This window comes from Kaistia sp. 32K, from assembly GCF_016629525.1.
Classification (GTDB): Bacteria; Pseudomonadota; Alphaproteobacteria; order Rhizobiales; family Kaistiaceae; genus Kaistia.
In genome coordinates, this window is the sequence record NZ_AP024269.1 from 4,994,319 (window position 1) to 5,008,093 (window position 13,775).

12 protein-coding genes are annotated in these 13,775 nt (G+C 66.5%); 8 read left to right on the top strand and 4 right to left on the bottom strand.

Annotated elements, in window-relative coordinates:
* Positions 1–4: 4 nt before the first annotated feature.
* Together glk and K32_RS23060 are read right to left on the bottom strand one after the other, a co-directional pair.
* On the bottom strand, positions 5–1,039 hold the full coding sequence (gene glk, locus K32_RS23055) for a glucokinase (protein ID WP_201401728.1): 1,035 nt from the start codon (positions 1,037–1,039) through the stop codon (positions 5–7).
* 45 nt (positions 1,040–1,084) lie between these two features.
* Positions 1,085–1,480: a methylglyoxal synthase gene (locus K32_RS23060; protein WP_201401729.1), complete on the bottom strand. Its 396-nt coding sequence runs from the start codon at positions 1,478–1,480 to the stop codon at positions 1,085–1,087.
* A gap of 359 nt (positions 1,481–1,839) precedes the next feature.
* Between K32_RS23060 and K32_RS23065 the strand changes: the two genes are divergently transcribed.
* The 7 genes from K32_RS23065 to deoA all read left to right on the top strand — a co-directional run bounded on the left by K32_RS23065 (position 1,840) and on the right by deoA (position 9,597).
* Positions 1,840–2,832, top strand: coding sequence for a BMP family protein (locus K32_RS23065; protein ID WP_201401730.1), 993 nt, complete (start codon positions 1,840–1,842; stop codon positions 2,830–2,832).
* A 226-nt stretch (positions 2,833–3,058) separates the two neighbouring features.
* Positions 3,059–4,582: an ABC transporter ATP-binding protein gene (locus K32_RS23070; RefSeq protein ID WP_201404631.1), complete on the top strand. Its 1,524-nt coding sequence runs from the start codon at positions 3,059–3,061 to the stop codon at positions 4,580–4,582.
* Between the two features lie 190 nt (positions 4,583–4,772).
* Complete coding sequence (locus K32_RS23075) at positions 4,773–5,903, top strand: ABC transporter permease (protein ID WP_201401731.1); 1,131 nt, start codon at positions 4,773–4,775, stop codon at positions 5,901–5,903.
* A 9-nt stretch (positions 5,904–5,912) separates the two neighbouring features.
* Entirely contained in the window at positions 5,913–6,887 is a 975-nt protein-coding gene (locus K32_RS23080) for an ABC transporter permease (protein ID WP_201401732.1), read from the top strand.
* A gap of 1 nt (position 6,888) precedes the next feature.
* Positions 6,889–7,326, top strand: coding sequence for a cytidine deaminase (gene cdd, locus K32_RS23085; RefSeq protein WP_201401733.1), 438 nt, complete (start codon positions 6,889–6,891; stop codon positions 7,324–7,326).
* A gap of 32 nt (positions 7,327–7,358) precedes the next feature.
* A complete protein-coding gene (locus K32_RS23090) occupies positions 7,359–8,141 on the top strand; it encodes a purine-nucleoside phosphorylase (RefSeq protein ID WP_201404632.1) in 783 nt (260 codons plus the stop codon).
* Between the two features lie 145 nt (positions 8,142–8,286).
* Positions 8,287–9,597 (top strand): thymidine phosphorylase, encoded by a 1,311-nt coding sequence (gene deoA, locus K32_RS23095; RefSeq protein ID WP_201401734.1) that lies wholly within the window; start codon positions 8,287–8,289, stop codon positions 9,595–9,597.
* A 493-nt stretch (positions 9,598–10,090) separates the two neighbouring features.
* On the opposite strand, the gene K32_RS23100 is transcribed toward deoA, so the two are convergent.
* Complete coding sequence (locus K32_RS23100; protein WP_201401735.1) at positions 10,091–10,852, bottom strand: SDR family NAD(P)-dependent oxidoreductase; 762 nt, start codon at positions 10,850–10,852, stop codon at positions 10,091–10,093.
* 329 nt (positions 10,853–11,181) lie between these two features.
* Between K32_RS23100 and K32_RS23105 the strand changes: the two genes are divergently transcribed.
* Positions 11,182–12,465, top strand: a complete 1,284-nt coding sequence (locus K32_RS23105) for a hypothetical protein (RefSeq protein ID WP_201401736.1) — start codon at positions 11,182–11,184, stop codon at positions 12,463–12,465.
* Positions 12,466–12,558: 93 nt separating this feature from the next.
* Here K32_RS23105 and K32_RS23110 read toward each other — a convergent pair whose 3' ends face one another.
* Positions 12,559–13,422: a DMT family transporter gene (locus K32_RS23110; protein ID WP_201401737.1), complete on the bottom strand. Its 864-nt coding sequence runs from the start codon at positions 13,420–13,422 to the stop codon at positions 12,559–12,561.
* Positions 13,423–13,775 lie beyond the last annotated feature (353 nt).

Consider the following 13,775-nt stretch of genomic DNA (forward strand, 5'->3'; position numbering starts at 1 on the left):
CCGCCTATTTCAGCCAGCGCCGTCCTTCGGTGACGATGCCGAAGAGGTCGGGGTGGCGGGCATAGGCGGTGATGCCGGCGAGCGCCGGTTCGGGATGGACGACGACCGAGGTCGGCATGCGGTCCATCAGCGCCTGATGCGGCACCTTGTCGATGAAGGCCTCGCGGAACCCGCTCTGCTGCAGGAAGGGCGCGATCTTGGCGGCGATGCCGCCGGCAAGGAAGATGCCGCCCCGCGCCATGAAGATGAGCGCCAGATTGCCGGCGAGCCGGCCGAGATGCACGCAGAAGAGCTCCAGCGCCTCTTCGGCGCTCGCGTCGGAACGCTCCATCGCGGCGGCGGTGATCTCCGACGGATTGTCGAAGCGGGCCGCGACGCCATTGGCGGAAGCGACGGCGCGATAGAGGCGGACGAGGCCGCTGCCGCAGAGCAGCGTCTCGCCCTCGATGCGGGCGAACGGGCCACCCTTGTAGGGCTTTTCCAGATGCGGCCAGATCTCGAAGTCGCGCTCGCTCACGGGCGAGAGGTCGATATGGCCGCCTTCGCCGGGAACCGGCAGCCAGGTGCCGTTGGCGTGGATCAGGGCGGCGGCGCCGAGGCCGGTGCCGGGGCCGACGACGACCTGCGCGGCATTGGTCAGCGGCGCGCCGGATCCGATCGGCAGGAGGTCATCGCCGGCAAGCGCCGGCAGCGACAGCGACAGCGCCTCGAAATCGTTGAGCAGGATCACTTCATCGAGCCCGAAGCGGGCGATCATCCGCTTCGGCTCCACCACCCAGTGGCAGTTGGTGAGCGGCACGCGGTCGCCCTGGATCGGGCCGGCCAGCGCCAGCACGGCCGAGTGCGGCGTCAGGTCGGGCGGCAGCACGGCGGCGATGGCGTCGTCGATGGTGGCGAAATCGGCCGTCAGCACCGTCGGAAACCGCAGCGGCGGCGAATTCTCGTCCGGCACCAGCGCGAAGCGGGCATTGGTGCCGCCGATATCGGCGATCAGCGCCGGGAAGGGAACGAAGGCGCGAGGGGTCGTGATCGTGGTCATGGTGCCTTGCGTTGGCTGATCGGGCGACGGGTTGTTCGGTAGAGGTCAGGTGGTCTGCAGGAAGGCGTCGGGGTGGGCGATCAGGAGATCGGCCGTCGCCGCGTTCAGCGCCATCGGAATATCGTAGAGCGCGCCGAGCCGCATCAGCGCCTTGACGTCGACGTCATGCGGCATCGGCGTCAGCGGGTCGACGAAGAAGATCAGGCCCTTGATGCGGCCTTCGGCGATCAGCGCGCCGATCTGCTGGTCGCCGCCGAGCGGGCCGCTCTTCAGCCGCGTCACCGGCAGCTCCGGCACCGCCTCGATGATGCGGCCGCCGGTCGTGCCGGTGGCGTAGAGATCGAACTCGGCGAGGCGCGCCCGGTGCGTGACGGCGAAGGCGACGAGATCGTCCTTCTTCTTGTCGTGGGCAACCAGCGCGAGGGCCGGACGGATCGCCATGGACAGTTCTCCCTACGGTCCGAGCGACCGACATCCCAGTGATAGCGTGCCAGTGATAGAAAGATCGGGGTCCGAGGAAAAGCCGAAAGTGAGCGTGGCCGCATTTTCCGCGTCGGTCGGCCACCGCTATTTCTTGATCAGTTGAATAAAAAAATCCCGCCGCCTAAGCTGCGAGACACGATCCGCGACGCTGGGAAAAGCAGCGGATGGTTGCGCGCCTGACCAAAGAAACCGCATGAAATTTGTCAGGGGCCATGCGAAATTGGGAACAGCTGCCGCTCGTCGGTAACGCAAGGGGGCGCTTCGGACTGGCGATCAACGCCACAAGAACAAGCCTTTCAGAGGAGAGATCTACCATCATGATCCGCAAGTTCATTGGAGCGGCCGTTGTGGCGCTCATGGCGACGGGCTCGGCCTGGGCTGCCGACGTCAAGCCGGCGCTGGTTTACGGCACGGGTGGCAAGTTCGACAAATCCTTCAACGAAGCCGGCTATAACGGCTCGGAGAAGTTCAAGGCCGAGACGGGCATCGACTACAAGGATTTCGAGCCGCAGAACGACACCCAGGGCGAGCAGGCGATCCGCAATTTCGCCAAGCGCGGCTTCAACCCGGTCGTCGCGCTCTCCTTCGCCTGGACCGACGCGGTCGCCAAGGTCGCCAAGGAATTCCCGGACACCCAGTTCGTGCTGGTCGACTCCGTCGTCGAGGCGCCGAACGTCCGCTCCGTCGTCTTCGCCGAGGATGAAGGCTCCTATCTCGTCGGCGTGCTCGCCGGCCTGAAGTCGGAATCGAAGAAGGTCGGCTTCGTCGGCGGCATGGACATTCCGCTGATCCGCAAGTTCGGCTGCGGCTACGTGCAGGGCGCCAAGGCTGCCGGCGCCACCGACGTGTTCCAGAACATGACCGGCACCACGGGCGCCGCCTGGAACGATCCGGTGCGCGGCGGCGAGCTCGCCAAGTCGCAGATCGACCAGGGCGCGGACGTGATCTACGCGGCTGCCGGCGCCACCGGCCTCGGCGTGCTGCAGACGACCGTCGACGCCGGCAAGCTCGGCATCGGCGTCGATTCGAACCAGAACCACCTGCATCCCGGCAAGATCCTCACCTCGATGGTGAAGCGCGTCGACGTCGCGGTGCACAACGCCTTCTCCGACGTCAAGGACGGCAAGTTCACCGCCGGCACCCAGGCCCTCGGCCTGAAGGAAAACGGCGTCGACTGGGCTTTTGATGACAACAACAAGCCGCTCGTCTCCGACGAGATGAAGGCCGCCGTCGAGAAGGCCAAGGCCGACATCATCTCGGGCGCCGTCAAAGTCCATAACTACATGGACGACGAGAAGTGCCCGGGCTAAGCCCGGCGCGTCGCTGAACGAGGACCGCGATGCCAGCTTCCGGCATCGCGGACCGGTTGCCGTCGCCGGATATCGCCTCCGACTGCCCCCGGGCGGGCGGGGAGCGGTCCGAGGTCAGGCGCCCGACCCGGACGGGTCCGGCCTCGACCCGGCATGGCGAACACATACCCGGTCCCCTCGCAGGAGGGCGTGACCGTATCGGGGCCCTTCCATGACCGTTTCGACCCTGGATTCCACGCCTGCCATCGAGCTCGTCGGCATCGACAAGCGCTTCGGGCCGGTCCACGCCAACAAGAACATCAACCTCTCGGTCGCCAAGGGCTCGATCCACGGCATCATCGGCGAGAACGGCGCCGGCAAGTCGACGCTGATGTCGATCCTGTACGGCTTCTACCATGCGGATTCCGGCCAGATCCTCGTCGACGGCAAGGAACTCCGCATCACCGACAGCCAGACGGCGATCAAGGCCGGCATCGGCATGGTCCACCAGCACTTCATGCTGGTCGAGAATTTCTCCGTGCTCGAAAACGTGATGCTCGGCGTCGAGGGCGGCGCGCTGCTGAAGCGCGGCGAGGCCGCCGTGCGCGGCGAGCTCGGCCGGATCGAGCGCGAATACGGGCTCGATGTCGATCCCGACGCGATCATCGAGGAGCTCCCCGTCGGCAAGCAGCAGCGGGTCGAGATCCTCAAGGCGCTCTATCGCGGCGCCGAGGTGCTGATCCTCGACGAGCCGACCGGCGTGCTGACGCCGGCGGAGGCGGACCACCTGTTCCGCATGCTGGCGCAGCTCAAGGAGCAGGGAAAGACCGTCATCCTGATCACGCACAAGCTGCGCGAGATCATGGCGATCACCGACACCGTCTCCGTCATGCGGCGCGGCGAGATGGTCGCCACCCGCAAGACGTCCGAGACGACGATGGCGGAGCTGGCCGAGCTGATGGTCGGCCGCCGCGTGCTGCTCAGGGTCGAGAAGGGCGAGGCGAAGCCGGGCCCGGTCGTGCTTTCGGTCGAGAACCTGACCGTCAAGGATTCGCGCGGCGTCACCATGGTCGACAACGTGTCGTTCGAGGTCCGCGCCGGTGAGATCGTCGGCATCGCCGGCGTCGCCGGCAACGGCCAGTCGGAACTGCTCGAGGCGATCGCCGGCATCCGCAAGCCCGCCTCGGGCCGCATCCTTCTGAACGGCGAGCCGGTCGAGCGGCTCGATCCGGCGCGCCTGCGCAAGAAGGGCCTCGCGCATGTGCCGGAAGACCGGCACCACATGGGCCTGGTGCTCGCCTTCGAGGAGAAGGAAAACGCCATCCTCGGCTACCAGGACGACCCGAAATACCTGAAGGGGCCGTTTCTCGACATCGACGCCATCCGCCGCGACGCGGTCGAAAAGATCGAGAAATACGACATCCGCCCGGCCGACCCGCGCCTGAAGACGGCGAATTTCTCCGGCGGCAACCAGCAGAAGATCGTGCTCGCCCGCGAGATCGAGCGGGATCCGGCCTGCCTGCTCGTCGGCCAGCCGACGCGCGGCGTCGACATCGGCGCCATCGAATTCATCCACAAGCGCCTCGTTGCGCTCCGCGACGAGAGCAAGGCGATCCTGCTGGTCTCGGTCGAATTGGACGAGATCCGTTCGCTCTCCGACCGCATCCTCGTCATGTTCGCCGGCACCGTCGTCGGCGAGCCGGAGGCGCATGCCGGCGAGCAGGAGATCGGCCTGATGATGGCCGGCATCGCCCGGGAGGCGGCGGAATGATTTTGGCCGCACCGTCCTCGGTCCTTCGCGCTCCATCCGATTCCGGATCGCCGGCAAGACCCTCACCCAACCCTCTCCCGCGCCCCCTCTACCGCTTGCGGGAGAGGGTTGGGGTGAGGGGCTTTGGGCCGGCCCGCTCCGGATCCTCTCTCTCTCTTCTCGGCACGCACCAGATCAACGGATTGCACCCATGAGCGCTCCCCTCGGAACCCTGCCGCGCTGGGTCAATTTCGGCCTGCTGCCGCTTCTGAACGTCCTCGTCGCCTTCGCCATTTCCGGCCTGGTCGTGCTGTTCATCGGCGAGAGCCCGGTCGAGGCGGTGCAGTACATGCTCTCCGGCGCGCTCGGCAGCGGCGAGGGCATCGCCTTCACGCTCTACTACGCCACCAATTTCATCTTCACGGGCCTTGCCGTCGCCGTCGCCTTCCATGGCGGGCTCTTCAACATCGGCGGCGAGGGGCAGGTCTATCTGGGCGGCCTCGGCGTCGCCATGGCCGCGCTGGCGCTCGACCGCTACATGCCCTGGTACGTCACCGCCGTGGTGGCGACGGCGGCGGCCTTCGCCTTCGGCGCGCTCTGGGCGCTGATCCCGGCCTGGCTGCAGGCGAAGCGCGGCAGCCACATCGTCATCACGACGATCATGTTCAACTTCATCGCCGCGGCGCTGATGGTCTACCTGCTCGTCAACGTCATCAAGCAGCCCGGCAACATGTCGCCGCAGACCCGCCTGTTCGAGCCGGGCGGCCAGCTGCCGAAGCTCGGCTGGCTGATGCAGTGGTTCGGCCTCGACATCGGCGCCGCGCCGTTCAACGTCGCCTTCCTGATCGCGCTGGTCGCCGCCTTCGTCGTCTGGGTGCTGATCTGGCGCACCCGCTTCGGCTACGAGATCCGCACCATGGGCACCAACCCGACAGCGGCGGTCTATGCCGGCATCCCCTATGTGAAGACGGTCGTCCTCACCATGATCATCTCCGGCGGCCTCGCCGGCATGATGGCGCTGAACCCGGTGATGGGCGACATGGGCAAGCTGCAGGTCGAATTCCCGGCCGGCGCCGGCTTCGTCGGCATCGCGGTGGCGCTGATGGGCCGCTCGCATCCGGTCGGCATCATCATCGCGGCCATCCTGTTCGGCGTGCTCTACCAGGGCGGCGCCGAGCTCTCCTTCTGGGTGCCCAATATCACCCGCGAGATGATCATCCTGATCCAGGGCCTGGTCATCCTGTTCGCCGGCGCGCTCGAGCACATGTTCCGGCCGCCGCTGATCGCGCTCTTCGCGGCGAAACCGAAATCCCGGCCGGCATCCGCCGGCGGCGCGGCCTGAGGAGCGATCATGGAAAGCCTGTTCGCCGATCTGATCCAGATCCTCGCCGCCACCGTCCGCCTGTCGGTGCCGCTCGTCTTCACCGCGCTCGCCGGCCTCTATGCCGAGCGGTCCGGCATCGTCGACATCGGGCTTGAGGGCAAGATGCTGTTCTCGGCCTTCTCGGCCGCCTCGGTCGCGACCGTCACCGGCTCGCCCTGGCTGGGCCTGTTCGCCGCGATCCTGACCGGCGTGCTGCTGAGCCTCCTGCACGGCTTCGCCTCGATCACCCAGCGCGGCAACCAGATCATCTCCGGCGTCGCCATCAACTTCATCGCCTCCGGCCTGACGATCCAGCTCGGCAATGCCTGGTTCGGCCAGGGCGGCCGCACGCCGCAATTGCCGAACTCCGCCCGCTTCACCGAGATCACGCTGCCTTTCGCGAGCGAGATCGCCTCGGTGCCGTTCCTCGGCCCGCTCTATGCGCGGCTGATCTCGGGGCAGAACATCCTCGTCTATCTCGCCTTCCTCGCCGTGCCGCTGACCTGGTGGGTGCTCTATCGCACGCGCTTCGGCCTCAGGCTGCGCGCCGTCGGCGAGAATCCGGGCGCCGTCGACACCGCCGGCATCTCGGTCTCCTGGCTGCGGTATCGCGCGCTGATCTGCTGCGGCATCCTCGCCGGTTTCGCCGGCACCTATCTGTCGGTGGCGCAATCGGCCGGCTTCATCCGCGAGATGTCGGCCGGCAAGGGCTATATCGCGCTCGCCGCCCTCGTCTTCGCCAAGTGGAAGCCGCTCAACGTGCTCCTGACCTGCCTTTTGTTCGGCTTCCTAGACGCCGCGTCGATCCGCCTGCAGGGCATCATCCTGCCCGGCATTGGCGAGGTGCCGGTGCAGCTGATCCAGGCGCTGCCCTACATCCTGACCGTGATCCTTCTGGCCGGTTTCATCGGCAAGGCGATCCCGCCCCGGGCGAGCGGCGTGCCCTATGTGAAGGAGCGCTGACGTGACGGCTACCCTCGACGCCGAAACGCGGGCCGACCTGCTCAAGCGGGCGCAGGCCGTCCGTTTGAACGCCCACGCGCCCTATTCGAACTTCTTCGTCGGCGCCGCCATCCTCGCCGACGACGGCAGCATCCATGTCGGCGCCAATGTCGAGAACGCTTCCTATCCGGAGGGCTGGTGCGCCGAGACGTCGGCGCTCGGCCAGATGATCGCCGCCGGCAAGCCGGGCGAGGGCCGCCGCGTCGCCGCCGTTTTCGTCGTCGCCGACCGGGTCGATGGCGGCATCGTCTGCACGCCCTGCGGCGGCTGCCGCCAGCGGCTGAAGGAATTTTCCCATCCGCAGACGCTGATCCACTGCTCGGATCCCGCCGGTAAGGGCCAGGATTTCACCATGGCCGAGCTGCTGCCGGCCGGTTTTTCGCTGGAAGAGCGGCTTTGACGGCGCGCGACGACGGCCACGCCGCGGCGGCAATCGTCCGCGCCCGCCGCGACGCGCCCTATCGCTTCGGCATCGTGCTCGGCTCCGGCCTCGGCCCGCTCGCCGACGCGGTCGAGGACGCGATCGCCATCCCCTATGCGGAACTGCCGGGCCTGCCGGTATCCAAAGTCTCGGCCCATGCCGGCAGCCTGGTCGCCGGCCGGCTCGAGGGCGTCGAGATCCTCGTCTTCTCTGGCCGCTCGCATTTCTACGAGGCGGGCGACGCGGCGGTGATGCGCAATGCCATCGGCATGCTCGCCGCGCTCGGCTGCGAGGGCGTGATCCTCACCAACGCCGCCGGCTCGCTGCATACGGAGATGGGCCCGGGCTCGCTGATGATGCTCGACGACCACATCAATTTCTCCGGTAGCAACCCGCTGATCGGCGAGGAAAGCGACGCCCGCTTCGTCGGCATGACCACGGCCTATGATCTCGGCTGGCGCGCTGCCTTCGAGCGCCTTGCCGCCGAGGCCGCGATCCCGCTCTCGCGCGGCGTCTACATGTGGTTCTCCGGTCCCTCCTTCGAGACGCCGGCCGAAATCCGCATGGCGCGCATCCTCGGCGCCGACGCCGTCGGCATGTCGACCGTGCCGGAGGCGATCCTGGCGCGCTTCTTCAACCTCCGCGTCGCCGCCTTCTCCAACATCACCAATCTCGGCGCCGGCATGACGGGCGACGAACTCTCGCACCAGGAAACCAAGGACATGGCCCCGGTCGGCGCCAAGAAGCTGGAAAAGCTGATCCGCCGGTTTCTGAAGGACCAGGCGGGCGGTTGATGCCGCCCTCCGCCGTCATCCCTGCGAAAGCAGGGATCCATCGCCGGGGAGCCATCGGACGTTTCTGAAGGGATCCCAGGTCTCGGCCCGGGATGACGGCGAGCCTGTCACAGGCGGGCGCGCCAAAGGGAGAGAGACAAAAAACATGCTGCCGCAGGAAATCATCCGCTGGAAGCGCGAGGGCGGCGTGCTCTCGGCCGAGGCGATCCGCTTCATGGTCAAGGGGCTGACCGACGGCTCCGTCTCGGAGGGACAGGTCGCCGCCTTCGCCATGGCGGTCTTCTTCCGCGGCATGACGCGCGACGAGGCGGTGGCGCTGACTTTGGCCATGCGCGATTCCGGCAATGTGCTCGACTGGTCGGAGCTCGACGGCCCCGTCGTCGACAAGCATTCGACCGGCGGCGTCGGCGACAATGTCTCCTTGATGCTGGCGCCGATGGTGGCGGCGTGCGGCGCCTATGTGCCGATGATCTCCGGCCGCGGCCTCGGCCATACCGGCGGCACGCTCGACAAGTTCGACGCGATCCCCGGCTACAAGAGCCAGCCCGACCTGCCGCTCTTCCGCAAAGTCGTGCGCGAGGTCGGCACGGCGGTCATCGGCCAGACGGCGGACCTCGCCCCGGCCGACAAGCGCCTCTACGCCATCCGCGACGTCACCGCGACGGTCGAGTCGATCCCGCTGATCACCGCCTCGATCCTGTCCAAAAAGCTCGCCGCCGGGCTGCAGGGCCTCGTCCTCGACGTCAAGACCGGCTCGGGCGCCTTCATGGCGACGCGGGCCGAGGCGCGGACGCTGGCCGAGAGCCTGGTCGCGGTCGCGAACGGCGCCGGCGTGGCCACCACGGCGCTGATCACCGACATGGACGAGCCCTTGGCCTCCGCCGCCGGCAACGCCGTCGAGGTCCGCAACGCCGTCGACTATCTGACTGGCGCCGCGCGCGATCCGCGCCTGCACGAGGTCACGCTGGCGCTCGGCGCCGAGATGCTGGTCACCGCCGGCCGCGCCGCCGACGTCGCCGAGGGCCGCGCCCGGCTCGAGGCGGCGCTTGCCTCCGGCGAGGCTGCCGAGCGCTTCGGCCGCATGGTCTCCGGCCTCGGCGGCCCCGCCGATTTCGTCGAGCGCGTCGGCGATTATCTGCCCCGCGCCGCCGTCACTCGTGACGTGCTGGCGGAGGGCGAGGGCCATGTGAACGGGATCGACACCCGCGCCGTCGGCGTCGCGGTGATCGAGCTGGGCGGCGGCCGCCGCGTCGCCGCCGACACGATCGACCTCTCCGTCGGCTTCACGGGCCTCGCCGGCCATGGCGCCCGCGTCGACGCGAAGACGCCGCTCGCCCGGGTGCATGCGCGAACCGAGGAAGACGCCGAGCGCGCGGCTGCGCTCCTCCGCGCCGCCTACCGCCTCGGCGAAGCCCCCGCGCCACGCCCGGCCGTGCACGAGCGCATCGAGGGGTAGCGCCGCCATCCCGGGGTGCCAAAATCCCATTCCCTCCCCCTTGTGGGGAGGGCTAGGGAGGGGGTACCACCTCGCGGTTTCCAGGAAGGGGTGCCTTCGAATTGATCGGCGCCGGTACCCCCACCCCGACCCTCCGCACAAGGGGGAGGGCGCGCCGGATCCCTCGCGCCACGCCCCCATCATCCTGAGGTGCCCGGCGCAGCCGGGCCTCGAAGGACGCACGGCGGGCATGCCACCCTCGCCGTCATCCCGGGCTTGACCCGGGATCCATCCCTCCACCGCCGCGCCCGGGATCGGCATGAATCCCTGCTTCCGCAGGGATGACGGCGAGCGTGGGAGGCGGGCAAAGCCCCATTCCCTCCCGCCACGCACCCCATCATCCTGAGGTGCCCGGCGTAGCCGGGCCTCGAAGGACGCACGGCCGCCCCCAAAACAAAAAAGCCCCCTCCCGGCGGGGAGGGGGCTTTTGAGGGATTACCTCAGAGCGGGGATCTCAGACCCAGCCGCCGTCGACGATGTAGGACTGGTTGGTGCAGCCCGATGCCTCGTCGGAGGCGAAGAACAGCACCGGCTTGGCGATGTCGTCCGGGTAAAGCTTGCGCTTCAGGCACTGCTTGTTCATCAGGTCGGCTTCGGCTTCCGGCGTCAGCCAGAGGTCGATCTGGCGCTGCGTCATGATCCAGCCGGGGACGACCGAGCAGACGCGGATGTTGAACGGGCCGAGGTCACGCGCGAGGCCACGGGTCAGGCCCTGAACGGCCGACTTCGCCGAGGTATAGGCCGGCATGCCGCCCTGGCCGATCATCCACGAGGTCGAGCCCATGTTGATGATGGCGCCATGGCCCGCCGCCTTCATGTCTTCGGCCACGGCCTGCGCCGCGAAGAACTGGTGGCGGATGTTGACCTGGTAGCGCTCGTCCCAATATTCGGGCGTCACGTCTTCCAGCTTGTGGCGCTGGTCGTGCGCGGCGTTGTTGACCAGGATGGTGATCGGGCCGAGCTTTTCGCGGACATTGGCGATCGCCTGGCGGAGTGCTGCGATATCGCGCAGGTCGCACTTCTCGAAATGCACGGTGCCGGAAGCGGAAAGCTCCTTCACCAGCGCTTCCGAGGCTTCGACGTTGATGTCGAGGAAGCCGACCTTCGAGCCCTGCGCGACGAAGTGGCGGACGATCGATTCGCCGATGCCGCTACCGCCGCCGGTAATCAGCACGGTGCGATCCCTGAGGCTCGGGTAAATGGCGCCGCTGGTCATGGTTGTCTCCGTCCCTGGATGTTCGCGACGCGCCGTCGCGAGGCATTCTTGGTTTGCGTCCTGGGTTGCCCGCAGTTCCGCGGTTGCGTTCTGCAAGGCGCCGGTCGCCCGGCCCGCGCCTGTTCTAAGCCAAAGCCGAAGCAAGCGGAACCGAAATTTGAGGGGCGTACGTCAGAGGAGTTGCAACTCAATGGAAGGAATGCCTAAAACCTTCGTAGGGTCTGAACTCCACAATACACCTTCTGTCCAAAGCCGAAGCGCGAACCGGCATTCGGTCGCTCGATATCCTGCAATTCTGGCAGAGGGAGAGACTGCTCGTCGGGGGAACTATGCACGTAGTATTAGCAGAAATCATTACTGAACTTGAGAGAGTGATCTCTCGGCTAGAATCGGTGATTCCTAGTAATGAGCCCTTCAGCATCGCCCAAGGTAATTGGTCGTTTCCCGGATTAACGCGATCTGATCTGATCGCGGCGGCGAGGGACATCATCGATCTTATTCACGAGAGAGAGACCGATGATCTGGGCGACAGTGAGTCTCTGATCCGAGACTATGTTCGAAGAATACAGTTTTTGCACCAAAACACCCTTCAAAACGTGTGGGGCCAAGCAGGCCAAGCCGTTCCGCCATATATGTTTACTCTCCAAGGGCTACGAATAGTCCTCGCCCCTCTTCAAAAGACCAATGCGCAGGCCGAAGCGGCGCTCATGCTGAAGAGGGTGACAAGGCAACTTCGAGGTATGGAGGGGAGGCTTAACGGGTTGGAGCCTCGGGCGGGTGCGCTGGCCGGGATGCTGGAGAGGATAGAGCAAGCAAACGACGCGGCGGATCAACTTCCGACGGATCTAGAATCGCTTGCCGAGGCGCGTCAAAAAATCGAAGAATCGGTGCGGTTGGCCACGCAAGATCAAGGGAGAATACTTGATCTGCGAAGCGACGCTGAAGCCGTCGACAAAGAGCTTAGGAAATGTATTGAAGATGCCAACAATGTATTGAAGCGTTGTGAGACGGCATACTCTGCTGCCACAAGTGTCGGATTGGCGGCGGCTTTCACCGAGCGTTCTGAAGCTCTTTCAAAATCGATATTGTATTGGGTCTTTGGTTTGGTAGCTGCCCTCGGGGCAGGTAGTTATTTTGGCTCTCGGCAACTGGCTACGTTCTCGGATCTACTGACGAAGCCCAATGTATCCTCCTCGGTGATTGCACCTAATCTCATACTATCTCTATTGTCCGTTGGTGCGCCGATCTGGTTTGCATGGCTGGCAACGAAGCAGATTGGCCAACGCTTTCGCCTAGCCGAAGACTATGCGTTCAAAGCCTCAATATCTCGCGCGTATGAGGGATTTCGTCGCGAGGCGGCAAGGGTTGGTGGAGATCTGGAACAGCGACTGCTTAGCTCGGCATTGAACCGGCTTGATGAACTCCCTCTTCGTCTCGTTGAGACTGATACGCACGGAAGTCCATGGCACGAGCTTGCGTCGTCCGACGTTGTTAAAAACTCGGTCGGAGCAATCAACAACATCGGCGATCAAATAAAGGGTGTTGCGGGGAAGGCGGTTTCTCGTACCAAGTTCCCGAAGGTGAACCAAGATGTAGCTCCTGACGGCAGCTAGTTTGACTGGGTACCGGCCGTCGCGCCTCGCAGCGTACGACGATAGGTGCTGTCTGAGGGGAGTTCGCCAAGTTCTACGTGGCTGGACGGGCCTTCACCTCGCGAACCGCTTCGCCCCAAAAACGCACGCGATGACCGCGACCGTCGCGGCGAGCATGCTGGTCGAGACGGGTTCGCCAAGCAGCAGGGCGGCCAGCGCCAGGCCCATCAGGGGCTGCAGGAGCTGCAGCTGGCCGACGGCGGCGATGCCGCCGAGCGCCAGGCCGCGATACCAGAAGACGAAGCCGATCAGCATGCTGAAGAGCGAGACATAGGCGAGGCCGAGCCAGGCCGGCGTCGCGATGCCGCCGAGGTCTTCGGGGCGGACGAGGAGCGCGACCAGAAGCATCGGCGGCAGCGACAGCACGAGCGCCCAGGAGATCACCTGCCAGCCGCCGAGCCGGCGCGACAATCTTCCGCCCTCGGCATAGCCGAGGCCGCAGACGAGGATCGCCGCCAGCATCAGGAGATCGCCGGCCGGGCTTGCTGTAATGCCCTGTGAAAACGCGAAGCCGGCGACGGCGGCGCTGCCGAGGCCCGAAAACAGCCAGAAGGCCGGGCGTGGCCGCTCGCCGCCGCGCAGCACGCCGAACAGCGCGGTTGCGAGCGGCAGCAGGCCGACGAAGACGATCGAATGCGCCGCCGTGACATGGCGGAGCGCCAGTGCCGTCAGGAGCGGGAAGCCGACGACGACGCCGAGCGAGACGATGACGAGCGGCACGAGGTCGCTTCGGGCCGGGCGCGGCGCGCGCAGTGCGACGAGCAGCGCCACGGCGAGCAGGCCGGCGATCGTGGCGCGCGCCACCGTCAGGAAAACCGGGTCGAAGCCAGCGACGGCAAGCCGCGTCGCCGGCAGCGAGCCGGAAAAGATCGCGACCCCGATGAAGCCCGAGAGCCAGCCGTCCGTCGTCCTGTCCATGTTCTTTCTCCATTGCCCCGCTGGGGCGAAATCGTGCCGCAATGCCGGCCGCTCCTGGCCGACGCCGTGACGCGCGCGCCCCTCAACCTGCTGAGGCCGCCCGAGGGGCCGTCTCGAAGCACGCAGGGGGATCGTTCGCCGAGAAGGCTGCCCCGAGGCCGTGCGTCCTTCGAGACGGCTTTCTTCGAAAGCCTCCTCAGGATGTCGGGTTTCGGGGCTGCGGGACGGCTGTCGTCACGCGCTCGGGATCGTTCCCTAAACCCACACCCGCCGCCCTCCGGCCGTCGACCTCTCCCTCCGCGAGAGGTGAGAAGCGCCGGCACATCGCGTCTCGTCTACGCCTCAAGCCCCTG

Excerpts from the sequence above, each read along its gene's own strand:
- K32_RS23065 (WP_201401730.1), top strand. The coding sequence starts at position 1,840 with ATGATCCGCAAGTTCATTGGAGCGGCCGTTGTGGCGCTCATGGCGACG.
- K32_RS23110 (WP_201401737.1), bottom strand. The coding sequence starts at position 13,422 with ATGGACAGGACGACGGACGGCTGGCTCTCGGGCTTCATCGGGGTCGCG.
- glk (WP_201401728.1), bottom strand. The coding sequence starts at position 1,039 with ATGACCACGATCACGACCCCTCGCGCCTTCGTTCCCTTCCCGGCGCTG.
- K32_RS23105 (WP_201401736.1), top strand. The coding sequence starts at position 11,182 with ATGCACGTAGTATTAGCAGAAATCATTACTGAACTTGAGAGAGTGATC.
- K32_RS23075 (WP_201401731.1), top strand. The coding sequence starts at position 4,773 with ATGAGCGCTCCCCTCGGAACCCTGCCGCGCTGGGTCAATTTCGGCCTG.
- K32_RS23060 (WP_201401729.1), bottom strand. The coding sequence starts at position 1,480 with ATGGCGATCCGTCCGGCCCTCGCGCTGGTTGCCCACGACAAGAAGAAG.
- K32_RS23100 (WP_201401735.1), bottom strand. The coding sequence starts at position 10,852 with ATGACCAGCGGCGCCATTTACCCGAGCCTCAGGGATCGCACCGTGCTG.
- deoA (WP_201401734.1), top strand. The coding sequence starts at position 8,287 with ATGCTGCCGCAGGAAATCATCCGCTGGAAGCGCGAGGGCGGCGTGCTC.
- K32_RS23080 (WP_201401732.1), top strand. The coding sequence starts at position 5,913 with ATGGAAAGCCTGTTCGCCGATCTGATCCAGATCCTCGCCGCCACCGTC.